The organism is Blastococcus sp. LR1 (assembly GCF_020166105.1).
Classification (GTDB): domain Bacteria; phylum Actinomycetota; class Actinomycetes; order Mycobacteriales; family Geodermatophilaceae; genus Blastococcus.
This window is the reverse complement of the sequence record NZ_JAIUJY010000001.1, coordinates 511,970-533,268: the sequence shown is the minus strand read 5'-3', so window position 1 is coordinate 533,268 and position 21,299 is coordinate 511,970. Positions and strand designations below refer to the sequence as shown.

24 protein-coding genes and 1 riboswitch are annotated in these 21,299 nt (G+C 69.7%); of the genes, 8 read left to right on the top strand and 16 right to left on the bottom strand.

Annotated features, from left to right (window positions below; all coding sequences use genetic code 11):
- Nucleotides 1–592: 592 nt before the first annotated feature.
- The 6 genes from LBW97_RS02610 to LBW97_RS02585 form a co-directional block, all read right to left on the bottom strand.
- The gene (locus tag LBW97_RS02610) at nucleotides 593–961 is read right to left on the bottom strand and encodes a DedA family protein (RefSeq protein ID WP_224497848.1); all 369 of its coding nucleotides are present in this window, start codon (nucleotides 959–961) and stop codon (nucleotides 593–595) included.
- A 314-nt stretch (nucleotides 962–1,275) separates the two neighbouring features.
- Complete coding sequence (locus LBW97_RS02605) at nucleotides 1,276–2,052, bottom strand: sulfite exporter TauE/SafE family protein (RefSeq protein ID WP_224497847.1); 777 nt, start codon at nucleotides 2,050–2,052, stop codon at nucleotides 1,276–1,278.
- A gap of 237 nt (nucleotides 2,053–2,289) precedes the next feature.
- Complete coding sequence (locus tag LBW97_RS02600; protein WP_224497846.1) at nucleotides 2,290–4,449, bottom strand: MMPL family transporter; 2,160 nt, start codon at nucleotides 4,447–4,449, stop codon at nucleotides 2,290–2,292.
- 43 nt (nucleotides 4,450–4,492) lie between these two features.
- The gene (locus LBW97_RS02595) at nucleotides 4,493–5,869 is read right to left on the bottom strand and encodes a rhodanese-like domain-containing protein (RefSeq protein ID WP_224497845.1); all 1,377 of its coding nucleotides are present in this window, start codon (nucleotides 5,867–5,869) and stop codon (nucleotides 4,493–4,495) included.
- Between the two features lie 58 nt (nucleotides 5,870–5,927).
- Nucleotides 5,928–6,233 carry a rhodanese-like domain-containing protein gene (locus LBW97_RS02590; RefSeq protein WP_224497844.1) on the bottom strand — a complete coding sequence of 102 codons (306 nt, stop codon included), beginning with the start codon at nucleotides 6,231–6,233 and terminating at the stop codon, nucleotides 5,928–5,930.
- A gap of 23 nt (nucleotides 6,234–6,256) precedes the next feature.
- On the bottom strand, nucleotides 6,257–6,523 hold the full coding sequence (locus LBW97_RS02585; RefSeq protein WP_374489258.1) for a metal-sensitive transcriptional regulator: 267 nt from the start codon (nucleotides 6,521–6,523) through the stop codon (nucleotides 6,257–6,259).
- A 317-nt stretch (nucleotides 6,524–6,840) separates the two neighbouring features.
- Between LBW97_RS02585 and LBW97_RS02580 the strand changes: the two genes are divergently transcribed.
- The 3 genes from LBW97_RS02580 to efeB all read left to right on the top strand — a co-directional run bounded on the left by LBW97_RS02580 (nucleotide 6,841) and on the right by efeB (nucleotide 9,644).
- Nucleotides 6,841–7,566: a F510_1955 family glycosylhydrolase gene (locus LBW97_RS02580; RefSeq protein ID WP_224497842.1), complete on the top strand. Its 726-nt coding sequence runs from the start codon at nucleotides 6,841–6,843 to the stop codon at nucleotides 7,564–7,566.
- A 101-nt stretch (nucleotides 7,567–7,667) separates the two neighbouring features.
- Nucleotides 7,668–8,138, top strand: a complete 471-nt coding sequence (locus tag LBW97_RS02575; RefSeq protein WP_224497841.1) for a TlpA disulfide reductase family protein — start codon at nucleotides 7,668–7,670, stop codon at nucleotides 8,136–8,138.
- A 177-nt stretch (nucleotides 8,139–8,315) separates the two neighbouring features.
- Entirely contained in the window at nucleotides 8,316–9,644 is a 1,329-nt protein-coding gene (gene efeB / locus LBW97_RS02570) for an iron uptake transporter deferrochelatase/peroxidase subunit (RefSeq protein ID WP_224497840.1), read from the top strand.
- A gap of 13 nt (nucleotides 9,645–9,657) precedes the next feature.
- Here the strand turns inward: efeB and LBW97_RS02565 are convergent, their stop codons facing one another.
- Nucleotides 9,658–10,752 (bottom strand): hypothetical protein, encoded by a 1,095-nt coding sequence (locus tag LBW97_RS02565; protein ID WP_224497839.1) that lies wholly within the window; start codon nucleotides 10,750–10,752, stop codon nucleotides 9,658–9,660.
- Between the two features lie 417 nt (nucleotides 10,753–11,169).
- Between LBW97_RS02565 and LBW97_RS02560 the strand changes: the two genes are divergently transcribed.
- The 3 genes from LBW97_RS02560 (at nucleotide 11,170) to LBW97_RS02550 (ending at nucleotide 12,988) form a co-directional block, all read left to right on the top strand.
- Nucleotides 11,170–11,556, top strand: a complete 387-nt coding sequence (locus tag LBW97_RS02560) for a BlaI/MecI/CopY family transcriptional regulator (RefSeq protein ID WP_224497838.1) — start codon at nucleotides 11,170–11,172, stop codon at nucleotides 11,554–11,556.
- Nucleotides 11,553–12,497 (top strand): M56 family metallopeptidase, encoded by a 945-nt coding sequence (locus tag LBW97_RS02555; protein WP_224497837.1) that lies wholly within the window; start codon nucleotides 11,553–11,555, stop codon nucleotides 12,495–12,497. The genes LBW97_RS02560 and LBW97_RS02555 overlap by 4 nt, the downstream gene beginning before the upstream one ends.
- A 95-nt stretch (nucleotides 12,498–12,592) precedes the next feature.
- Nucleotides 12,593–12,988 carry a cupredoxin domain-containing protein gene (locus LBW97_RS02550; protein WP_224498233.1) on the top strand — a complete coding sequence of 132 codons (396 nt, stop codon included), beginning with the start codon at nucleotides 12,593–12,595 and terminating at the stop codon, nucleotides 12,986–12,988.
- Between the two features lie 141 nt (nucleotides 12,989–13,129).
- Here LBW97_RS02550 and LBW97_RS02545 read toward each other — a convergent pair whose 3' ends face one another.
- From LBW97_RS02545 to LBW97_RS02525, 5 genes are read right to left on the bottom strand one after another with little or no spacing between them, the layout of a single operon-like run.
- The gene (locus LBW97_RS02545) at nucleotides 13,130–14,065 is read right to left on the bottom strand and encodes a cation diffusion facilitator family transporter (RefSeq protein ID WP_224497836.1); all 936 of its coding nucleotides are present in this window, start codon (nucleotides 14,063–14,065) and stop codon (nucleotides 13,130–13,132) included.
- Complete coding sequence (locus tag LBW97_RS02540; protein ID WP_224497835.1) at nucleotides 14,062–14,682, bottom strand: isoprenylcysteine carboxylmethyltransferase family protein; 621 nt, start codon at nucleotides 14,680–14,682, stop codon at nucleotides 14,062–14,064. The genes LBW97_RS02545 and LBW97_RS02540 overlap by 4 nt, the downstream gene beginning before the upstream one ends.
- Nucleotides 14,679–15,431 (bottom strand): cation transporter, encoded by a 753-nt coding sequence (locus LBW97_RS02535; protein WP_224497834.1) that lies wholly within the window; start codon nucleotides 15,429–15,431, stop codon nucleotides 14,679–14,681. The genes LBW97_RS02540 and LBW97_RS02535 overlap by 4 nt, the downstream gene beginning before the upstream one ends.
- Nucleotides 15,431–15,757: a helix-turn-helix transcriptional regulator gene (locus LBW97_RS02530; RefSeq protein ID WP_224498232.1), complete on the bottom strand. Its 327-nt coding sequence runs from the start codon at nucleotides 15,755–15,757 to the stop codon at nucleotides 15,431–15,433. The genes LBW97_RS02535 and LBW97_RS02530 overlap by 1 nt, the downstream gene beginning before the upstream one ends.
- A 57-nt stretch (nucleotides 15,758–15,814) precedes the next feature.
- Entirely contained in the window at nucleotides 15,815–16,450 is a 636-nt protein-coding gene (locus LBW97_RS02525) for an SCO family protein (RefSeq protein ID WP_224497833.1), read from the bottom strand.
- 192 nt (nucleotides 16,451–16,642) lie between these two features.
- Between LBW97_RS02525 and LBW97_RS02520 the strand changes: the two genes are divergently transcribed.
- Complete coding sequence (locus LBW97_RS02520; RefSeq protein WP_224497832.1) at nucleotides 16,643–16,966, top strand: metalloprotease; 324 nt, start codon at nucleotides 16,643–16,645, stop codon at nucleotides 16,964–16,966.
- 29 nt (nucleotides 16,967–16,995) lie between these two features.
- Here LBW97_RS02520 and LBW97_RS02515 read toward each other — a convergent pair whose 3' ends face one another.
- From LBW97_RS02515 to LBW97_RS02500, 4 genes are read right to left on the bottom strand one after another with little or no spacing between them, the layout of a single operon-like run.
- Entirely contained in the window at nucleotides 16,996–17,841 is an 846-nt protein-coding gene (locus tag LBW97_RS02515; RefSeq protein ID WP_224497831.1) for a cytochrome c biogenesis protein CcdA, read from the bottom strand.
- Entirely contained in the window at nucleotides 17,838–18,386 is a 549-nt protein-coding gene (locus LBW97_RS02510; RefSeq protein ID WP_224497830.1) for a TlpA disulfide reductase family protein, read from the bottom strand. The genes LBW97_RS02515 and LBW97_RS02510 overlap by 4 nt, the downstream gene beginning before the upstream one ends.
- A gap of 55 nt (nucleotides 18,387–18,441) precedes the next feature.
- Nucleotides 18,442–19,119 (bottom strand): vitamin K epoxide reductase family protein, encoded by a 678-nt coding sequence (locus LBW97_RS02505; protein WP_224497829.1) that lies wholly within the window; start codon nucleotides 19,117–19,119, stop codon nucleotides 18,442–18,444.
- Nucleotides 19,100–19,792, bottom strand: a complete 693-nt coding sequence (locus LBW97_RS02500) for a thioredoxin domain-containing protein (protein WP_224497828.1) — start codon at nucleotides 19,790–19,792, stop codon at nucleotides 19,100–19,102. The genes LBW97_RS02505 and LBW97_RS02500 overlap by 20 nt, the downstream gene beginning before the upstream one ends.
- Nucleotides 19,793–20,029: 237 nt before the next feature.
- On the opposite strand from LBW97_RS02500, the gene LBW97_RS02495 reads away from it, so the two are divergent.
- A complete protein-coding gene (locus LBW97_RS02495) occupies nucleotides 20,030–20,953 on the top strand; it encodes a cytochrome c oxidase assembly protein (RefSeq protein ID WP_224497827.1) in 924 nt (307 codons plus the stop codon).
- A gap of 199 nt (nucleotides 20,954–21,152) precedes the next feature.
- Nucleotides 21,153–21,297, top strand: a riboswitch (cyclic di-AMP (ydaO/yuaA leader).
- Nucleotides 21,298–21,299 lie beyond the last annotated feature (2 nt).

Genomic DNA, 21,299 nt, shown 5'->3' with positions numbered 1-21,299 from the left:
GTAGGCACGGGTATCGCAGCACGCGGGTGAGAGGGGTGGCCTCGACCAGCGGCTGGTGGATCTGACGGCGTCGATGGACGACGCGCCCTCTGGCCGCACGCAGTCGGGGCGTACGGAACATCCTCCGGTTGTGCTCCAGTAGAGACCCGGCGGGAGTGCCCGTCGCGCGAGCGCGGGGTGGCGAAACCGGGCGACGCGAGGCGGCGCGGCTGACCAGGAGGATCTTGCCGACGGAGATGGAGCACTCCAGCTTGGGCGCTCGCGCAGCCGCCGGTCCTCCGGACGGGTGAACCACCGGGCGACGACGAGGATCAGCCAGCACAGCAATCGGCCGCCCGGGATCCCGATCAAAGCCCATGTCCAGCCTGGCAGCCCGCCCTCCTCTCAGCCCGAGCAGTCCACGACACCACGTGGGTTCGTCCTTCCGGCTGGGGCATGGCCGCCGGGAGCGTGGGAACAGCGAGGCCGGCGATGGTACGTCGGGCACATAGAGGGGACGCGGCCATCGGGGTGTGTACTGGGCCCTCTGCCGCGATGGGATACGCCTCCTCGGGCTCGACGAAGATGGCGCTCCAGCTACGTCTGTTGCGGCTCATCGGGCCGTTCGTCCGCTCGCCCGTCGAGTGCGGACTCTCCGGATGACCCCAATGGTGATAGCAACGACGATCAGCGCAATGGTGGTGTTGTTGATGTAGCTGCTGTAGGCGCCGACTTGCTGCCAGCGGGCGCCGAGGCCGTACCCCAACAGAACGAACAGCGCATTCCAGAGGGCACTGCCGACGCTGGTGTACAGGATGAACTTCACCAGCGGCATGCGCTCGACACCCGCCGGGATGCTGACCAGGCTGCGAACCACCGGTACGAAGCGACCGAAAAGTACCGCCGTCGTTTGTCGTCTCCGCTGACCGCACAACCCTGCTCCCGCTGGCGAGTAGTCGCGCTCACCAGGGGAAGGCGCCATTTCGAGCTCATTGGTGACAGCCCCCCGAGAATCGGGACGAGGCGGTGCTCGACCAGATCCGCCAGGGAGGTGCGGTCACGGTGAGCCAGCCGCTGTGCTGGCATGGCCGCACCCGAGGTGGTCGGCAACCTGACAGGGGCAGGCCAGCGTCGTCGTCGAGTCCGGTCGCGACGGGTTTCTCACCGCTGGTGTTGCGGGGCCACGCGGCCGGCCCCGGGGCCAGGGGAATGACCGCGGGATCGCCGACGCTCGGATGGGGTCGTAGCCCCCGGCGAAGCAGGTCGACGATGGGGGCGGGAGATCGTCCGGAAGGGTCAGGCGAACAGGTCGACCGTCAGCTGGATTGCGATGAGACCGGCGACGGTGAGTACCAACCAGGCAAACCAGCGGCGCAGCCGGTCCGTGTGGATGCGCGCGCCAACGCGTCCGGTCACGAGGGCGGCCGCGACCGCCGCCGCGGTGAAGGCGACGGTGGCCGGTACGTCGAGGGTCGCCTCCGTGGCGTGCGCGGCGAAGCCGGCGGCGGAGTTGGTGGCCACGACGACCAGCGACGTACCGACGGCGGTGGGCATCGGCAGGCCCAGTGCCAGCACGAGCACCGGGATGATGAGGAAGCCGCCCCCCACGCCGAGCAGGCCGGTGAGGAAGCCGACCGCGAGTCCACCGGCCAGGGTGCGCGGCAGGCAGCGGCGCCAGTTCACCCGGCCGCCGTCGACGGCGCAGGCGGTGCCGGTTGCCGGCTTCTCCTGCAGCATCCGGCCCCCGGCGCCGACCATCAGGGCGGCGAACAGGGCGAGGGCCAGCTCGTCGGGCAGCATCTGGTTGACCGCAGCGCCGGCGAACGCGGTGGCTGCTCCGGCCGCCCCGAAGAGCGCCCCGATCCGCCAGTTGATCTGCCGATGCCGCAGCCGGGGGATCACCGCGACGACCGCGGTGATGCCGACGACCAGGAGCGAGGTGGCGACCGCCTGCTGGAGGTCCTGGCCCGCGAGGTAGACCAGCGCCGGGACCGCGAGGATGGAGCCACCCCCGCCGAGCAGCCCGACGAGCGCGCCGATGACCAGACCGATGCCGATCGGCAGGGCGATCATCGGGCTGCTGCCACGGTGGCCGGCATCAGCGGCCGAGCAGTCTGCTCAGCCAGCTCCCTGACCGCTCGGGTCGCGGGTGGCCCGGGCAACGCTGTGCGCTGGGAACGCGGGCCATGACCTGGTCGACGTGCTGGCCGCATCCGGCCCAGGTCGTCTTTCCGCAGGTGTTGCAGGTGGTAGCTCGGCACATGGTGGTTCTCCTCGTGGTTGAGATCGGGGTGGCCGTCGGACCGGTGGTCAGTCGTGGGCGAAGCGGATGTTCGGCAGGACCCGGGTGAGCCAGGCCGGGCTCCACCAGGCGGCCTTGCCGGTGAGCCGGAGCATCACGGGCAGCAGCACGAGGCGGACGAGGAAGGCGTCGAGCAGGACGGCGACGCCGAGGATGATCCCCATCTCCTTGGGCGGCAGCGGACCGGACAGGGCGAAGGTGAAGAACACCGCGACCATGACCGCGCCGGCGGCGAAGATGACGCGACCGGAGTGCGCCAGCGCCCCGATCATCGCCTCGCGCGGGTCGCCGGACCGCTCGTAGTGCTCCTTGGCGCTGGCGAGCAGGAACACCGTGTAGTCCATCGCGATCGCGAAGATCATCGCGAAGAAGAACACCGGGGCCCAGGCGTCGAGGAAGCCCTGGCTCTCGAAACCGAAGAAGCCGGCCCCGAAGCCCTCCTGGAAGATCAGTCGGGCGATGCCGAACGCAGCGGCGGTGGACAACAGGCTGGCCAGCGTCCCCAGGAGCGAGATCAGCGGCGCCTGGAGGGCGACCAGCAGCAGCAGGAAGCCCAGCACCAGCACCACGCCGATGACCAGCGGGGTGGACTCGTCGAGCTGGGCCTTGAGATCCAGGTTCTCCACCGGAGCGCCCCCGATCAAGGCGGAGTCGGGCAGGTCGACGCGAAGCCGGTCCACCAGGCTGGACAGGGCCGGGTCCGAGGGATCCATGGTGGGCACGGCCTGGATCATCACCAGGTCGGTTCCGTCGGCTGCCGGCATCGCCGGCATGACACCCGCGATCCCGGGGTCGCCGCCGAGCACGGTGGTGGCGGCCGCGGCGTCGTCGCTGTCGGCGACGACCTGGAGGGTGCCGGGTGCGCCGTCGCCGAAGGCATCCTGGACCCGGTCGTAGCCGATCCGGGCGCTGGCGTCCTCGGGGAGGACCTTGATCGAGGGCATCGCCGTCTTCAGGCCGAGGATGGGCGTGGCCAGCGCGAGCAGGATGAGCAGTGCCCCGATGCCAAAGGCGAGGGGGCGCTTCCACAGGCGCTCGCCCCACGCGGCGAACCGCGGGGACCGGTGTTCCCCGGCGCGCACCCAGGGCAGGGCGATCCGGTTGATCTTCAGGTCGAGCTTGAACAGGACCAGGGGCAGCAGGGTGAGGGTGGCCGCGAGGACGAAGACGACGGCGAGCATGATGCCGCCGGCCATCGACCGGAACGACGGCGAGGGGACGAGCATCACCGCCGACAGCGAGACGAGCACCGTCGCGCCCGAGAGCAGCACGGCCTTGCCGGCAGTGTCCATCGTCTCGGCGACCGCCCGCACCGGCGATGCGCCGCCGCCCATCCGGGCCGCCCGGTAGCGGACGACGAGGAAGAGCGCGTAGTCGATCCCGAGCGCCAGGGCGAACATCATCGCGAAGTTCATCGCCCAGATGGAGACCGGGACGATCTCGTTGATGAGCACCAGCGAGCCGGCCGAGGCGACCAGCCCGGCCAGGGTGAGGAGCAGCGGCAGGCCGGCGGCGACCAGCGCGCCGAACGCGAGCACGAGGATGCCGAGGGTGACGGGCCAGGAGAGCAGCTCCGACTTGAGCATCGCGTCGAGGTTGGCCTCATTGAAGTCCGACCACAGCAGCGAGGTACCGGTCGGGCTGACATCGACCGATCCGGTGGACAGCGCCTCGAGCGGCGCCTTGAGGTCGTCGGCGACGCGCACCATCTCGTTGGTGTCGGCGCCCGCGCCGGCGAGCAGGACGGCGGTGCTGCCGTCCGCGCTGAGGGTGGCGCCGGGCTGTGGCTGGACCACGGTGCCGATGCGCTCGTCGCCCGCGAGCAGATCGGTGGCCGCAGCGAGGACGTCAGCTCCGGCGCCCTCGGTGACCGGCCCATCGGAGCTCTGCACGACCACCTGGATCGCGGAGCTGGCGTTCCCGCCGAAGTGGTCGACGGCGAGCTCGCGGACCGTGACGGACTCGGAGCCGTCGGCCTGCCAGCCCGCGCCGGAGAGTGCGGCCTCGACGCGAGGGGCGAAGAAGCCGAGGCCGACGATGAGGAGCAGCCAGACGGCGGTCGTGGCCTTCGCGTGCGCGGTGACCCAGACCCCTAGCCGGCCGAGCGGACCCGGGCGCAGAGAGGTGGATGCAGGGTCGGGGTGGCGGCTCGGGGCCGTCGTGGTCACTGGTCGGTCGCTTTCGTCGAGGGGCGGTGGAGTGGCCGGGTGGTCAGCGGGTGACGGCGTCGTCGTGCAGGCCGGCGGCGGCTGCTCCGGTGTCGGGGTCGCCGTAGCCGCCGTTGACCAGCACAGGGCGCCGGCCCGTGCGGGCGAGCAGGGAGGCGGCGATCGCCGCGCGGTAGCCCGAACCGCAGTACACCCAGACGTCGCCGTCCGGGACCTCGTCGATGCGGTCGGCCAGGTCGTGGATCGGGATGTGCCGCGAGCCGCGGACGCCGCCGCCGGCGCGCTCGTCGTCGCGCCGGGCGTCGAGGACGACCAGGCCGTCGTCGGCGGCCATCGCCGCAGCCAGGCCAGCAAAGTCGCTGACCGGGTAGGACTCCAGCGCCTCGCTTGCGGCCAGCTCTTCGGGGGTGCCGGTCGCGGCGCCGGCGAGCCTGTCGATACCGATGCGGACCAGCTCACGGCGCGCTTCGGCGACCTGCGCAGGCGTCTCGCCGATCAGGGTCAGCGGCGCACCCCAGGGAACCAACCACCCGACATAGGTGAGGAAGTTTGTGGACAGCTCGAAGTTCAGCGCGCCAGGCAGGTGACCATGGGCGAAGGCCGTTCGGGCGCGCAGGTCGATGACCCACTCCCCGGCAGACAGCCGGTCGGCGAGCTCGGCAGGGTCCACCGCGCGTGGCGGGGACAGGTCGACGTGCGCCGGTCCGGCTGCGTTGGCCGGGCCCATGTGGGCGTACCAGGCCGGGATCGCCGTGAGCCCGGCGATCAGCTGGTCGACGAAGGCTTGCTCGTCCTGGGTCAGCGCCGGGTTCACCCGGGCCTGCTCGCCGACGGTGGAGGAGGTGCCGCTGGTCGGCGTGGCCGAGCAGAAGCTGCCGAAGCCGTGCGTTGGAAACACCGGGGTGCCCGCGGGGAGCTCGTCGGCTAGCCGCCGCACCGAGTGATACTGGGCGTGGGTCAGCTCGTCGGTGTGCTCGGGGCCGACCAGGTCGGTCCGGCCGGTCGCGCCGTACAGCATTGAGCCGCCGGTGAACACCGCCTGCACCCCACCTCCAGCGTCGGTGAGCACGTAGCTGACGTGGTGGTGGGTGTGCCCAGGGGTGTGCAGCACGCGGAACCGCATCGGTCCCGCCTCGAGCACGTCGCCGTCGACGGCCGGCAGGCGCTCGTAGGCCACCTCGTCACCGGCCGGCACGGCGTACTCGGCGCCGGCCCAGTGGGCCAGTTCGACTCCGCCGGTGACGTAGTCGTTGTGCAGGTGGGTCTCAAGCACCAGCACGACCTTGACCCCGCGGTCCGCGGCAACGTTCACGACCCGGTCGATGTCGCGCTGGGGGTCGATGACGGCGGCTATGCCGTCGGCGGAGACCAGGTAGCTGCGGTCGCCCAGGCTGGGCGTCTCGATGATGTCGATGTGCACGGATGCTCCTCGGTACGGTACTGGGCAGGGGTATTCGCGAGGCAAATCATGAGCGTTGTCAGGCGGTCGGACGGCCTTCGGCGATCCAGCGGGTCATGCCACCGTCGAGGTTGGCCACGTCATACCCCTGGCCGTCGAGAAACCGTGCAGCCTGCGAGCTGCGCCCACCACTGCGGCACACGGTGATGACCGGACGGGCTCGATCGAGCTCAAAGGCGCGCGCGGGGAGTTGACCCAGTGGGATGTGGGTGCTGCCGGCGATCCGTCCCTCGGCCAGCTCGGCGGCCTCTCGGACGTCGAGGACGACGGCCGCGGTGCGGTCAGCGGCCTGGGCGGGGGTGAGCTGGGGGATCTGCGGGTTCATGAAATCTCCAGGAGAAGTGGTGGTCAGGCGAGGGAGAGGAATAGGCGCTCGAGCTCACGCAGGTTGACCTCGCGGGTCTCGCCGTCCTCGTTGATCGAGCAGTAGCGCATCCCCGTGGAGACGACGGCGAAGCCAGCCTTGCTCAGCGCCTTCGAGGCGGCGGCAAGCTGCGTGACGACGGCAGTGCAGTCGCGCCCGTCCTCGATCATGCGGACGATGCCGCCGATCTGGCCCTCGATGCGCTTGAGCCGCTTGACGACGTCGGCGAGTTCGCCCTGGGGGATGTCCACGCGTCGACAATACATACCCCTGGGGGTATCGGCCATTCGATGCCGCCGTGACCTGGAGCACGCAACAGGGCTCGGCACCCCGGGGCTACTACTCTGTGTAGGAGCCGCCTGGCGGATCCTGCACTCTCGGAGAGTCCATGCTGTCGACCGCCCGCCCCGTCCGTCCTATCGCGCGCTTCGAGGTGCCGACCGGAAGCGGTCGACGCCGCGGCCACGTGGTTGTCGCCGTGGTCGGCGTCCTCGCCGCTGCAGGATGCAGCGGTGGCAGTGCTCCACCCGCTGCTGGCGGGGACCAGGGCGAGGTCACCCTGGAGCACGTGCACGGTCTGGCAGTCGACCCGGCCGACGGCGAGCTGTACGCCGGAACCCACCACGGCGTCGTCCGGGTCGCCGAGGACGGCCGGCTCACCCGGATCGCCGACCGCGTCCAGGACTTCATGGGCTTCACCGTCGTCGGGCCCGAGCACTACCTGGCCAGCGGGCACCCGGGGGAGGGGCAGTCGGGGCCGGCCAACCTCGGCTTGATCGAGAGCACCGACGGCGGGGCGACCTGGGAGACGATGTCGCTGGCCGGGGCGGCCGACTTCCACGCCCTCGATGCTGCACAGGGTGTCATCTACGGGTACAGCGGCGGCCGTCTGCTCGTGAGCGACGACAAGACCGACTGGACCGACCGCGGCACCATGAACATTGCCGATCTCGCCGTCGATCCCTCTCGGCCGCAGCGCCTCGTGGTCACCACCGAGGATGGCCCCGCCCTCAGTGAGGACGGCGGGCGGAGCGTCGCCCCCATCCCACAGGCGCCCCTTCTCCAACTGATCGCCTGGTCGCCCGACGCCAGTGCCGTCGTCGGCGTCGCGCCCGACGGCGCGGTGCACGCCAGCACCGACGGCGGCCGCACCTGGCAGGAGAAGGGGCGGGTCGACGGCGCCCCCGAGGCCCTCGGTGTCAACGGCGACGACGTGTACGTCGCAGTGGGAGGTGCGGTCGTGGCGTCCGCCGACGGCGGAACCACCTTCCGCGACCTCTATCGAGGCGACTGATGCGCCGCTGGCTCGTCGGCGTCGTCACTCTCGCCGTGCTCGCCGGCTGCACCACCGGGCCCGGCGAGGGCCCAGCCTCCGACCGCGGGGGCGCAGCGGGATTGACCACCGCCGCCGCGGCGCCGCCCTGCGAGACGTCGACCGGGGTGGCGGCCATCGGTCCGGAAGTCCTGCCACCGCTGACGCTGGCGTGCCTCGGTCCTGGTCCGGAGGTTGCTCTCGACCAGCTGACCGGTCGCCCCACCCTGGTCAACCTGTGGGCCACCTGGTGCCTACCCTGCCGCGAGGAGATGCCCCTGCTGCAAGACGCGTTCGAGCGGTACGGCGAGCAGGTGCGCTTCCTCGGCGTGGACACGCAGGACAGCCCCGAGGCCGCGGCGTCCTTCGTCACCGACCTGCAGATCGGCTACGCACAGGTGCTCGACCCCGATGGCGCGCTGCTCACCGAGCTGGGTGTCCGCGGCTTGCCCGTTACGCTCGGTCTGGACGCGGACGGGCGCATCGTCGCCCGCGTCGTCGGCCAGTTGGACGCCCAAGAGCTGCAGCAGCTGATCGACACGCTTCTGTCCTAGTCGTCGGGATGTCCGTTCCGCGGCGGCTCTCCTGGTGAATCGAACCGCCTCCCTTCCCGTTACCGCTCCTCGAGGGAGAACCGACGAGCATCTCGTCCCCCGATCTGATCAGCGCAGCTTTGGCGGGCCGCGCTCCGGCTGACGTCCCGGACAACTCCTAGACGGGCTAGTAGCTTGATGCCAGTGAGCGACGGAACCTCGGGCCCTGCCGCGGAGCCCCACGCGCAGGGCCACGGATCCGAGCCCCGGACTTCGGGCCGGACATCCGACCGAGGTCTCTCGCGCCGTCGACTGTTCGGATTGGCGGGACTCGGCACCGCCGGCGCACTCGCGTCTGGAGGTGTCGGCGGAGCGATCGGCCGCGCTACTGCGTCGACTCCGACGGCGTCCGCAGCGACCGAGCCTGTATCGACTGCCGCCATCGAGTTCACCGGCCGTCATCAGGCAGGCATCGTGACGCCGGCTCAGGACCGCCTGCAGTTCGTTGCCCTGGATGTCATGACGGATAGCCGCGACGCGCTGGTCGAGATGCTGAAGACGTGGACGACAGCTGCTCGGAGGCTGACGGCCGGCCAGGATTCCGGTCCAGAGGACACCGGCGAGGCGGCCGGGCTGCCGCCGTCCGGACTGACGCTGACCGTCGGTTTCGGCCCCACGCTCTTCACGACGCCGAACGGTGACGACCGCTTCGGATTGGCGAGTCGCCGACCAGCGCCGCTAACCGAGCTGCCGCCGTTCCCCGGAGATCGACTGGACCTCGCGATCAGCGGGGGCGACCTGTGCGTCCAGGCTTGCGCCAACGATCCGCAGGTCGCGGTGCACGCCGTCCGCAATCTCGTCCGCTTGGGCGCCGGAGTGGTGCGGGTGCGGTGGAGCCAGCTCGGATTCGGGCGTACGTCCTCCACCAGCACGGCCCAGGCGACGCCCCGGAATCTCCTGGGCTTCAAGGACGGCACGGCGAACCTCAAGGCCGAGAACAGCAGCGCGCTCGACCAGTTCGTCTGGGTGGGGGAGGACGCCGCCGCCTGGCTGGACGGTGGCACGTACCTGGTCACCCGACGGATCCGGATGCTGGTCGAGAACTGGGATCAAATGCCTGCGCCGGACCAAGAGGCGATCATCGGGCGCACGAAGAGTGCTGGAGCCCCGCTAGGCCAGCGCGAGGAGTTCGATCCCACCGACTTCAACGCGGTCCGTGGCGGCCAGCCAGCCATCCCGCGGAACTCGCACGTCTTCCTGTCGCACCCGAACAATGCCGGGACGGCGATTCTGCGACGCGGCTACAGCTTCGTCGATGGCACGGACGGAGCCGGCCAACTCGACGCCGGCCTCTTCTTCATCGCCTTCCAGCGAGACCCGGAGAGGGGCTTCGTGCAGGTGCAGCGGAACCTGTCGGGCGACGCGCTCAACCCCTTCGTTCAGCACACGTCCTCGGCGGTGTTCGCCTGCCCGCCCGGCGTGCGCGACGCCGACGACTGGTGGGGCCGGACGCTCTTCGAGGCCTGATCGACGGCACCGTTCAACTGGCTGTCGCGGACTCCTCTACCCCGCAGGACGGCTCGTCCAGAATCGCCGGACGGAAGCGGCGCACGCCCGCCGCCGACCCCACCAGCAGCCCCAGACCTCCGAAGATCAGCAAGGCCACGGTCAGTCGCGCGAGCACGACGGGACCTCCGGTGATGACGTTGGCGCTCCACAGAACGTCCATGTCGGGGAGGCCCTGCACGAAGAGCATGAAACCGACCACCCCGGCGAGCATTGCGGCGAGCAGGTTCTTGCGGCCTAGGGCCGCGCGAAGTGCCAGGCCCGTCACGCCCGCCATGACGAGCGCGGGCAGCGCCGCCGTCCCTGTTGCCAGCGCTCGGTCCAGCGCCGTGAGGCCCGGTTGCGGCGTCGCCAACAGATGCCACACAGCCGCCGCGGTCGATGCGGCAAGCAAGGCGGCAAGCGGCCGCGCCGTCCTGCCGAGTAGACCCGCCAGTGCGCCGGCGACCAGGATGACCCCGTACAGCGGCCACCACAGGGCTCCTGCAGGCGGTGGCGCCCAGGTGAGCTCGCCATCGACGGCCACGGCGGTGTCGCCGTAGGCGATCGGCACTCGCCAGTTGATGATCGTGTGTTCCGACTGAGGGTCTGCGGCCACCTGCGGCGGTGGAGTCGACAGCATCCAGTGGGTGCGGTGGTCGTGCCACGAGTACTCCGGCTGAGTGGACACCATCTCCCAGTCGGGCTCCGCCTTGGGGTCGACGTTGGCGGGGAGGGACGTCTTCCCGTCCACGCGGATGTTGAGGTACGTAGCAGGGCTGTTGGCGTTGCGCCAGACACCCTCAGGGCCGATGCGCAGATACTCCTCGTCGGAGTAGCCGTCGACGGTGACGGTCGTCGACGAACCGTTGAGCAGTTCGAGGCTGTCGCCGAATTCGGTCACGCGCAGGGTGACGCCGGGCGTCGGCTGCGATGTCTCGAGCACCCGGCCGGCGTAGTTGCTTCCGGCGACCCCGCGGTCGGTGTGCGCCAACGCCGGCGTGGCGGCGGCCAGCAGGAGGACCATCATCAGGAGCAGCACCACCGGCGCACGACCGAGGACGCCGAGGCGACTTCCCAACGAGGCCATTCCGACACCGTAGGCGGGCCGGCGATTCAGAGCCGCCAGCCCGGCGCAACTCGTGGTTCAGGCCAGGCCTCCCGGACAGCTGGGGCGGCTGGGGTGAGGGTCGTCCGGACTCCGCCGCGGCCCGGTGGCCCCGTCCAACTCCCTCGCACCGGCCCGGGCTCGTGCCGCTCTCTGACGTCCGCCTCGACCCACGACGGTCCCGCAGTCCGGCTGGTCGGGCTCGAAGCGGGCCTTCGGACCCGTACGAGGTGGTGCCGCGTCGGCGGCGAAGACGTCAGCGGCGCATCAGCAGGTCGATCTTCTAGGGTGAGTAGTAGGACAGCCTCGTAGCAGGGGCGTAGACGATCGTCGTATCAGGGACGTATTCCGGATACGACGGCAGCCGTGCTCGTGGGCAGCAAGAGAAGGTGGGGGCGCATGCGACCGTTCGGAGAGCTCGAGGCGGCCATCATGCGCGAGCTGTGGGAGCGAGGAGAGCCCGCGACGGTCCGTGACGTCCTTGCGAGCCTCAGCGTTTCGCGGAAGCTGGCGTACACGACCGTGATGACGGTGATGGACAACCTCCACCGCAAGGGCCAGCTGACCCGTGAGATGAACGGCCGTGCCTGGCTGTACCGGCCGGTGCGCAGCCGGGCCGAGCACGCGGCAGCCCTGCTTCAGGACGTGCTGGCCGAGTCCGATGATCGCCAGGAGGTGCTCATGCACTTCGTCGCGGATCTGGACTCCGACAGCGTGGCGCAGCTGCGGTCCGCGGTAGAGGCCGCCCGCCGTCGGGCAGAGCAGGATCGAGGTGGCGCCGGATGATCGCCAGCCTGACCTTGCTGTGTGTCGCGGCGGCCATCGTGACCATGGGTCCGCGGCTCCATGCGGCGTCGTGGACCCGGCAGGCGCCGCGCCTGGGGATCTTCACCTGGCAGGCCATGACCGTCAGTGCGGTAGTCACCGTGGTGCTCGCCGGCGTCACGCTGTTGATCCCCATGACCGCGCTCGCGGGGGATCTCGGCGCGATCGTGCACGCGTGTGCCGTCAGCGTGGCGACGGCCTACGGCTCGTCGGTTTTCCTCCCGGGCAAGTTGCTGGGAGCTCTCCTGGCCGGCGTCGTCCCGGCGTGGGTCACGGTCTGCGGTGCACGGGTGCTCATGAGCAGCTGGTGGAGCCGTCGCCAGCTCCACCGTTCCCTGAGCCTCGTCACCGAACCCGACGCCGCTCTGGGCGTGGTGGTCATCGACGCCACGGCGCCGGCGGCATTCTGTGTCCCGGGTCGGACCGGGCAGATTGTCATCACTCAGGGGGCGCTCGACTGCCTCTCGCCGCCGGAGTTGGAAGGAGTGCTGGCGCATGAGCTCGCGCACCTCCGCGGACGGCACAACGCAGCCGTAGCCCTCTCTCAGATTCTGGCCCAGGCGTTTCCTCGCGTTCGCCTGTTCAAGGTGGCCACACAGGAGACTCGCGAGCTGATCGAATTGCTGGCGGACGACGCTGCGGTGCGCCGCGTGGACCGGGTGAGCCTGGCTTCGGCAATTGTCAGTCTCGCGGAGATGAAGGCGCCGAGGGCCGCGATGGCGATGGCGCAGGACGCGGCGGCGCTCCGCGTCTCGCGCCTTCTGGAGCCGGGGCCTCCCATGGAGCCGTGGCGCTACCGCATCGCCGCTTCCGGTGCGCTCGCCGTTGTGGTGGTCCCGCTGCTCATCGCTGGTTACCCGGCGCTGTGCGCGGCTATCAGCGACCTCTGCAACATCCCGTGACCGAGGTGGTGCGGCGTCCCGCCGGCGTAGCCCAGACCGCAGCTGCCATCCCCAGGAGGGCGGTTCTGCTGTCCGGTCTGGCTGGATTGGGAGCTATGGCGTTGTCCGCCTGCGGAGGTGGCGGGGAGGACCGGTCCGGGGGTGCGCCTTCGGGTGAGGCAGCGGCCGGCACGGTCACTACTGCTCCGGACGGGACGCAGGAGATCGCTGTACTGGTGCGCGACGACTACGACTTCTACCCTGCTGCGTTCACCGTCACGACCGGGCGGGTGCGGCTCTCGCTCATCAGCGAAGCGAAGCAGTTGACGCACAACTTCCGGTTCACGCCCGACGCCGGGCCAGCGGAGATCGTCGAAGAGATTCCCATCGTGGCACCGGGCGACCGGGACACGATCGAGTTCGCCGTGGACCAGCCGGGCGACCACCAGTACGAGTGCTCCTTCCACGTCGCCCTGGGACAGATCGGGATGATGACCGTCGTGCCTGCGTGATCGGCGCCCCGATGCCACGTGGCCAGCGCGAATTGGCCTAGGACTGAGACCCCGCAGAGAGTGGGCAGCGGGCGCTGCGCCGCAGTGGGACTGGGCGCGTCCGACACCGGTGCTGTCGCAGATCGAGTCAGTGCACACGTGTCAGTCGTGTGCGGCGAGCTCGTGCAAGGCGTGCGCAGGGCTCTCCAGCTGGAAGGTCGAGTGTTCGATGCTCACGCTGAAGTGCTCGGTGAGACACGCCTGCAGTTGATCTAGCACCTGCGGCGCGTGCCCGTCGAGGAAGCAGGAGTCCTCGACCACCACGTGCGCCGTCAACACGGGCAACTCGGTGGTGATCTGGGAGGCGTGGAGGTCGTGCACGTCCAGCACATGGGGGACACCGAGCAGGTGCTCACGGACGCCGGCGAGGTCGAGGCCGGGAGGGGTCGTCTCGAGCAGCACCGACACCGTCTCGCGCAGCAGCTTGATGGTCCGCGGAATGATCAGGACAGCGATGAAAAGGGAGGCGACCGCGTCCGCACGCTGCCAGCCGGTCAGGGTGATGACGACGGCCGAGGCGAGGACGGCGACCGAGCCAAGAGTGTCGTTGAGGACCTCGAGGAATGCGGCCCGCATGTTGACGTTCGAGCTCCGGCCGCCTCGGGTGAGGATGAAGATGCCGATTGCATTGGCGACCAGGCCCACGACGCCGAAGATGAGAACGGCTGTCGTCGCGACCTCTTCAGGCTGGAAGAGCCGCCGTACGCCCTCGATGAGGACGTAGGCGCCGACCGCCAACAGAGCTGCCGCCTGGAGCGTGGCGCCGAGGACCTCGGCGCGGCGATAACCCCAGGTACGCCTGGGCGTGGCGGGGCGCAGCGCCAGCGTCGCAGCGATCAACGCGATCCCCAGCCCTGCCGTGTCGGTCAGCATGTGCCCGGCATCGGCGAGCAGGGCCAGGCTGCCCGAGACGACTGCGCCGATGACCTCGACGACCAGGACGGTCGCGGTCAGGGCGAGGACGACGGCGAGGCGTCGACGGTGGTCGGCGGGATTCCCGGCTACTCCGCCGTGCGCGTGGCCGTGGTCGCCGCTCATCGGGCCGCTCCCGCCCGCTGGCGCAGTCGCCCTACGCCCGGCAGGAAGCGGCCGGTGCTCGACGCGTAGTCGTGGTAGGCGGTTCCGTGGATCCGCTGCAGGTAAGGCTCCTCGATGAGACGGACCTGCAGCTCCACAGCCACGGTCAGGCAGGCCAGGGCGGCCGCCGAGAGCCAGGTGGGCACGATCAGCGTCAGTCCGGTCTGGACGGTCACCATCGCGGTGAGTATGGGGTTGCGGACGGCGGCGAACAAGCCGTCGGTCACCAGGGCCGTCCGCTCGGACTCCTCGACGCCGATCCGCCACGACGATCCCATCCCGGTCTGGGCGGCGAAGACGCCGACGGTTCCTGCGATCGCCACCAGGAGTCCCACGACCGCCAGCGCGCCGAGCTCGACGGGCGTCGGAAGAACTCCGGCGACAGCCAGAACCAACGAGGCGGCACCCAGGACGAGGGCGAGGACGAACAGCACGCCTGCCCACCAGCGCAGCGAACCTGGCCTCCCCGAGATGCCGTGGAAGCCCGAGCTGCCGGTTCGCCGGATCTGCAGCCAGGTCCGAACACCGAACGCCATGACCAGTCTCAAGACATACAGGACGAGGGCGGCGACGCTCACGACGCTGCCTTGCCGGGGACCGCGCAGCAGTCGCAGCCAGGTGAGCACCCGCAGTCGTCGTCGCCCGCCGCCCGGTCGGGGCGGAGAGCCGCGGCCGGGGAGCAGCAGGAGTCACCGCGCCAGGCCTCGCGGCCTTCCTTGACCGCCACCGCGGCGATCACCAGGGCGGCGATCGGGTCGGCCCACGACCAGCCGAAGAAACTGTTGAGCGCCAGCCCCACGAGCAGCACCGCCGAGAGGTAGGTGCACAGCAGCGTCTGCTTGGAGTCGGCGACGGCCGAGGCCGATCCGAGCTCGCGACCGGCTCGGCGCTGGGCGTAGGAGAGCACCGGCATGATGGCCAAGCTCAGCGCTGCGAGGACGAGACCGACGGTGGAGTGCTCCGCCTCTCCCGACCCCAGCAGCGAACGCACCGCGTCGACGGTGACGAACGCAGCAAGCACGAAGAAGGAAACCGCGATGACCCTGAGGGCGACACGTTCCCGGGCCTCGGGGTCGCGACCTGCGAATTGCCAGGCCACCGCCAGGGCAGAGGTCACCTCGATGACGGAGTCGAGCCCGAAACCGATCAGTGCCGAGGAGGACGCCTGGGTGCCGGCCGTGAGGGCGACGACCGCTTCGATGACGTTGTAGGTGATCGTCGCTGCGACGAAGAGCCGGATGCGCCGGGCGAGCAGCGCACGACGAGCTGCGGATGGGGATGCGGTGACCGGGGGAGAGGTCAGCAGCGGCAGGAACTCGGCGCTCATCAGCAGCACTCCTCGTTCGCTGCGTTCCGACAGGCGTCAGGGTCGACGGCCAGAACGGCGCCCAACAGGTCACCGAGCGCGTGAGCGAGACGCGGGTCCGCCAGCTCGTAACGGGAGCGCCGGCCCTCGGGGACTGCGACGACCAGACCGCAACCCCGCAGACAGGCCAGGTGGTTGGACAGGTTCTGCCGGGTCACCCCCAGCATCTCGGCGAGCTCTGACGGATACCCCGGCCCCTCACGCAGCGCGAGCAACAGGCGCGTCCGTGTCTGATCGGACAGGGCATGGCCGAAGCGAGCTAGGACTTCGGCGTGCAGGACTGGCATCACGGACGTGACCATACAGCGAAGGCTGAATACAGCAAGGCCTGTCCAACCGTCGGGTCAGCCCGCCCCGGTGGTCTCGAGGTCCTGCGCGATCGCGGCGTGGGTGTCCCCGGCGGAGAACATGACACGGGCCACGTCGTCTGCGCCGTAGAGCAGCAGACTCGTGGCGTGCATGGTTCCGCCGGACTCGGCCAGGGGCACCCCGGCCACACCCTGGGCATTCTCGACTTCTGCCTGGGTGCCGGTCAGGCCGATGAACCGGTTGGGGAGACCCTGATCGAATCGTGCGAGATAGTCGCCCAGGAACTGTGCTGTGTCGCGGGCGGGATCGGTGGTCACGAAGACGACTTGGGTGCGGGCGGCCAGATCGGCAGGGAGCGACTTCACGGCGAGGGCGACGTCGGCCATCGTCGTCGGGCAGACGTCCGGGCAGTTGGCGTAGCCGAAGAAGAGCAGCGTCGGCTGCCCCGCTGTCTGCTCGGCGAAGTTGAACGAGGTGCCCGTCTGGTCGGTCAGAGTGAACTCGGGCCGGGGCTTGGGCTCGCTGATCTCGCGTCCGGCATACGGGCCTTCGGGTGCGCCCCCCGAGACCGTTGCCACGTGGTCGCCTTCGTGGGAACCACCGCCGTCGTCGGCGCTGCCGCACCCGGCCAGACCGGCACCGATCGCGGCGGTCGCAAGGCTGACAAGCATCGCGCGGGAAGATCGACGCCTAAGCACGTTAGTAGTGTAGGTGCTGCAGATTGCCGGGCTACGGGTTGCTGACGCGCCCCGTAGCGGCTCACAGAGAGGCTCCCCGCGGACGTGACACATGGGGTCGAGACGTCGGCTCCGGCCGCCCGATTGCTGTACTGGCCGGCCCTGCTCCGGCCGCGGTTCCTGCTCATGCACGCCGTCGTCATCCTGCTGTTTCTCATGACGCTGCAACTGGGGTGGTGGCAATGGGAGCGTTCCGCGGCGCGCGGGTGGAACGCGCAGAACATGTCGTACGCCTTCCAGTGGCCGGTCTACGGCGTCATGGGGCTGTGGTTCTACTCGAGGTTGATGCGCATGGAGATGGAGCGCCATCCTGACGCCGGCGCGCCTGGCACATCGGTGGCCCTCTATCGGGAGGCGCGTGTCGACACGACCGGCGATCCGGAGCTCGCCGCGTACAACGCCTATTTGGCCGGGCTCAACGAAGAGGTGCTGCGCCAACGCCTCGAGTAAGGCTGTCGCTTCCGCGTTGTACGCCCTCGTCAGAAGGTGGAGGTTCCGAAGCCGGTGGAGGCCACCCAGGACCGCAGCCACATCATGATGTGGTCCCACGCGCCGGTGACCAAGAGCACGCCCAGGACGATCAGGAGCACTCCGCCGATCCGCATCACAGTTGGTGCATGTCGCCGCGCCCAGGCGGACAGGGTGAGTGCTCGCCGGGCGCCGAGGGCGACGAGGAGGAAAGGGATCCCGAGGCCGAGGCAGTAGGCCAGGCCGAGGATCGCCCCGCGGCCGGCGGACGCCTCCGCGTAGGCCAACGTGTTGACCGCCGACAGTGTCGGTCCCAGGCATGGGGTCCAGCCCAGTCCGAAGACGACGCCGAGCGCGGGCGCTCCGAGAAGGCCCGCTGGTGGTCGCCGGGTGATGCGCCGTTCCCGCTGCAGCCAGTGCAGTCCGCCCAGGAAGGCGAGGCCCATCAAGATGGTCACGATGCCCATGAGCCTCGTCAGCAAGGGAGCCCACTCGAGCAGCAGGCGGCCGAGGCCGCCGAAAAGTGCGCCGAATGACACGAAGACCGCGGTGAAGCCGAGCACGAACAGGAGCGCGCCCGCGACCACGCGACGTCGTTGATCCGGTGGTGCCGTGATGGTTCCCCCGGTCCGATCCGTTGTTCCCGAATCGACCTCGCGCGGAGAAGCGGTGGGTGCCGCCCCGGTGCTCGCCTGGGCGCCGGACAGTCCGGCGACGTAGGCGAGGTAGCCCGGGACCAAGGGCAGTACGCAGGGCGAGGCGAAGCTGATCAAGCCGACGAGCGCGGCAACGCCGGCGGCGAGGAGCAGTGAGCCATCGCTGACGATGCTGGCGAAGGCGTCGCCGAGGTCGCTCACCGTGGCGCCTCCTCGGCCATCAGCGTGTCGAGTGCCTGGCGCAGGTCATCTTCCGGAACGACGGCGACGTAGACGGCGGCGACTTGACCGGCGCGGTCGATCAGGATGGTGCTGGGCACGACGTTGGCCGGAAAGCCACGGAAGGCCAGCGCCACCTCGCCCCGTGGGTCGAACAAGGACGGGTACTCCGCCCCCACCGAGTCGACGAAGGCTTGAGCCAGCTGCCGGTTGTCCTTGACGTCGACACCGAGGAACCGCACATCGGATTGGGCGACATCGGCGTAGACGGCTTGGAACTCGGGGGTCTCCACGCGACAGGGTGCACACCAAGACCCCCAGAAGTTCACGACGGTGATGCTGCCGGCCAGCTCCGAAGACTCGAACGCCGTTCCGTCGAGGAGCTCACCGTCGAAGTCTGGCGCCGACTCCCGCGCGCTGGCGGGGATGACCTCGCCCAGCGGCGTGTTGCCCTCGAAGTCGAAACCCCCGGAGTTCTCGGTCGCCGTGCTGGCATTGCTGGCGCTGCCACCGGAGCAGCCGGTCACTGCGACGGCGGCCGCAAGTGCACAAGACAGGAGAAGCAAGCGGCGGGGTGGGGTATTAGCCAAGGAGGGTGCTCCAGTACAACCAGAACCGCTGCAGGATGGCGGCGGAAATCGACAGGAACCAGGCGGTGAGCACGACGCCGTGCAGGCTCCGCGCCGCGGTGACGGCTCGCCGGATGCCGGGCATCGAACGGGAAGCGATCCACTCGCCGTTGCGGAGAGTCACGTACCAGAAGACGGAAATCGTCACGGCCCAGACGACCATGCAGTACGGGCAAAGGGCGCCGATGCGGTACAGGCTGCTGAAGATCAGCCAGTGCACGAAGACGACGGCGCCGGTGACGCCGACCTGGAGCCCGCCCCAGAACCACCCGGCCAGGCGCGCCCCGGCGAGCAGGGCCGCACCTGTCGCGGCCACCACGGCGAAACCGGCGACCCCCAGCAGTGGGTTGGGGAAACCGAACGCCTCGGCCTGAGGGCTGGCCATGATCGATCCGCAGCTCAGCACCGGGTTGAGGCTGCACGTCGGGACGTACGAGGGGTCGGCCAGGAGTGAATACTTCTCGACCGCGAGGACGAACGATGCCGCGAGCCCGACCAGTCCACCGACGAGCAGCAGCCAGGCCAGGTTCCGCGCCTGTGACCCACCGTCCTGGCCCTGCCGGTCGGTAGCGACCGCCGCAGTTCCGCCGGCGGGTCTGGTCGGGTCGGACTCAGCCAGCGAGGGCAGCATCGATCAACTCGCTGAACTCGTCCGTGGTCTGGACCTCGACCTTCTCGTCGTTCAAGAAGAACGTGGGTGTTCCCTCCACGCCGAGGGCAAGGCCATCCTCGCGATCCTTCAGTACCCTCTCGAGCGTGGCGGGATCGGCCACGGCGGCGTCGTAGTCGGCCATGTCGAGCCCCAGGTCCTCAGCGAAGCGCCGGAACAGAGCCGCCTGCGAGTCCTGGCGCTCGCCCCACTCCGTCTGGGTCTCGTACATCCGGTGGTACATGTCCTCGAACCGACCCTGCCGAGCAGCGGCCTCGACGGCGACGGCCGCGCTCTCGCCGTTCGCGTGTCCGGGCATGGGGAAGTAGCGCGCGACGAACGTGACGCGACCTTCGTAGTCCTCGCGCAACTGCTCGACGAAGGGATAGGCGGCTCGGCAACTCTCGCACTCGAAGTCGAGGAACTCCACCAGCGTGACCCGCCCGTCGGCGGCGGTCGACAGTCGGTGGCTGTCGTCGCGCACCACGGGAGCGTCGCCAGCAGCGATGGCGTCCGATTCTTCGTCGCTGCTGTCGAAGCCGAGGAAGACGGCAACCGCGACGACGAAAGAGGCCACCAGGGCCGCGGAGATTTTCAGGTTGGTGCTCAAGCGCTTCCCTCTTGATCCGCCCGGCGGGTCGAACGCCGAGGTCACTACTCTACGAAGCTACGTAGGAGAAGGTACAGGAGCTCCGCTCGTTGGGTTCCGCTCGCCGGCGGCCGAGAGTGTCGCGAGTTCTGCTGCCGAGTTTCTGGCCGCGGGCGGCGTGGCGATGGCGCGGCCCACCGGGGTGGTCGCCGACGGCCCACAGTGGTCCGGCTGTCGGTGCACCTGACTCGTCATGTTGTTCTGGGAGGCGTAACCGTGGGATCACATTCGGGCTGGATGCACATGCCCACCGAGCCGCCCACACTGATGCGACTGCTCACCCCGCAGTTCGACGCCACCTCGGTGCTGCCGGCGTTGGCGGTGGTAGCGCTCATCGCCTACCTGCTGGGAGTCCGCGCTCTTCGCCGAAAGGGCATGCGGTGGCCGTGGCACCGGACGGCGTGCTTCGTGGCGGGGATCGTCACCGTTCTGCTGGTCACCGCTACCCAGGTCATGGGATACGGGATGGTGGTCTTCTCCATCCACATGCTGCAGAAGATGGCCTTGACCGTGGTCTCGGCCATGCTCCTGATGCTCGGCGACCCAGTCAGCCTGGCCATCCGGGCTCTGCCGCGGCACGGCGTGGGTGCCGTCTCCCGGTGGCTCCTGCTGACGGCCCTGCGCAGCCGGTTCGCGCGATTCCTGGCCCATCCCGTCGTCACGACCGTGATCTTCGTGGGCAGTCTCTACGGCATCTACTTCACGGGTCTCTTCGACTTCCTGATGGCCAGCTGGTGGGGAAATGTCGGCATGCTCGGCTTCTTCCTCGGTGCAGGCCTGCTGGCCTTCGGCGGCGCCTTCGCTCTCGGTCCGTGGCCGCACCGCGCGTCTCCTCCGCTGCGGCTCGTCGAGCTGGTGCTACCCGGCCCACTGCACGCCTTCTTCGCGGTGGCGCTCATGATGGCCATCCGTCCCGTGGTCGGCGCCTTCGAGGATCCGCCGAGGGACTGGGGCATCGATGTGATGACCGATCAGCTCGCGGCCGGGAACATCGTCTGGGGCTTCGGCGAGGTGCCGAGCATCATCGCCGTCGCCATCGTCTTCCTCCAGTGGACCCGTTCGGAGGCTCGGCGCACGAAGTCGAGCGATCGCCATGTGGATGCCGATCGCGAGGCCTACAACGCCCGCCTCCGCACGCTGGCCCAGGGGTCGAATCCGCGGCCATAGGCTCCTCGCCGCACCGTCGGTATGGACCCCCGTCGACTCGACCCGATGAACCGCCAGACGCGCTTCGCCGCCACACACCGGAGGCGGTACTCCGGAAGCCGTTATCGAACCGTGACAACTAAGCTGCTTCGTACTACGGTGTCGTGCGGTCCTCGCGAGTCCAAGCATCTCAACCCGAGAGCCTCGTGCAGGCCCCGCCGAACTGCTCGTGCCACACGGCCGGGTGGACCGGGGACCCACCGTTCCCCTGGGGTGAATTCCGGGTGTGCACACGTGCGCACTCGGGACGGGCGCCTTCCCGCCCGAACCCGTCAGCTAACTCGGTAGGCGGCGAGGAAGAACGGAG

Coding starts and splice junctions, on each gene's coding strand:
- LBW97_RS02610 (WP_224497848.1), bottom strand. CDS start 961: ATGGCGCCTTCCCCTGGTGAGCGCGACTACTCGCCAGCGGGAGCAGGG.
- LBW97_RS02605 (WP_224497847.1), bottom strand. CDS start 2,052: ATGATCGCCCTGCCGATCGGCATCGGTCTGGTCATCGGCGCGCTCGTC.
- LBW97_RS02590 (WP_224497844.1), bottom strand. CDS start 6,233: ATGAACCCGCAGATCCCCCAGCTCACCCCCGCCCAGGCCGCTGACCGC.
- efeB (WP_224497840.1), top strand. CDS start 8,316: ATGCCAGTGAGCGACGGAACCTCGGGCCCTGCCGCGGAGCCCCACGCG.
- LBW97_RS02565 (WP_224497839.1), bottom strand. CDS start 10,752: ATGGCCTCGTTGGGAAGTCGCCTCGGCGTCCTCGGTCGTGCGCCGGTG.
- LBW97_RS02560 (WP_224497838.1), top strand. CDS start 11,170: ATGCGACCGTTCGGAGAGCTCGAGGCGGCCATCATGCGCGAGCTGTGG.
- LBW97_RS02555 (WP_224497837.1), top strand. CDS start 11,553: ATGATCGCCAGCCTGACCTTGCTGTGTGTCGCGGCGGCCATCGTGACC.
- LBW97_RS02550 (WP_224498233.1), top strand. CDS start 12,593: ATGGCGTTGTCCGCCTGCGGAGGTGGCGGGGAGGACCGGTCCGGGGGT.
- LBW97_RS02545 (WP_224497836.1), bottom strand. CDS start 14,065: ATGAGCGGCGACCACGGCCACGCGCACGGCGGAGTAGCCGGGAATCCC.
- LBW97_RS02535 (WP_224497834.1), bottom strand. CDS start 15,431: ATGAGCGCCGAGTTCCTGCCGCTGCTGACCTCTCCCCCGGTCACCGCA.
- LBW97_RS02530 (WP_224498232.1), bottom strand. CDS start 15,757: ATGCCAGTCCTGCACGCCGAAGTCCTAGCTCGCTTCGGCCATGCCCTG.
- LBW97_RS02525 (WP_224497833.1), bottom strand. CDS start 16,450: ATGCTTGTCAGCCTTGCGACCGCCGCGATCGGTGCCGGTCTGGCCGGG.
- LBW97_RS02520 (WP_224497832.1), top strand. CDS start 16,643: ATGCACGCCGTCGTCATCCTGCTGTTTCTCATGACGCTGCAACTGGGG.
- LBW97_RS02505 (WP_224497829.1), bottom strand. CDS start 19,119: ATGCTGCCCTCGCTGGCTGAGTCCGACCCGACCAGACCCGCCGGCGGA.
- LBW97_RS02495 (WP_224497827.1), top strand. CDS start 20,030: ATGCCCACCGAGCCGCCCACACTGATGCGACTGCTCACCCCGCAGTTC.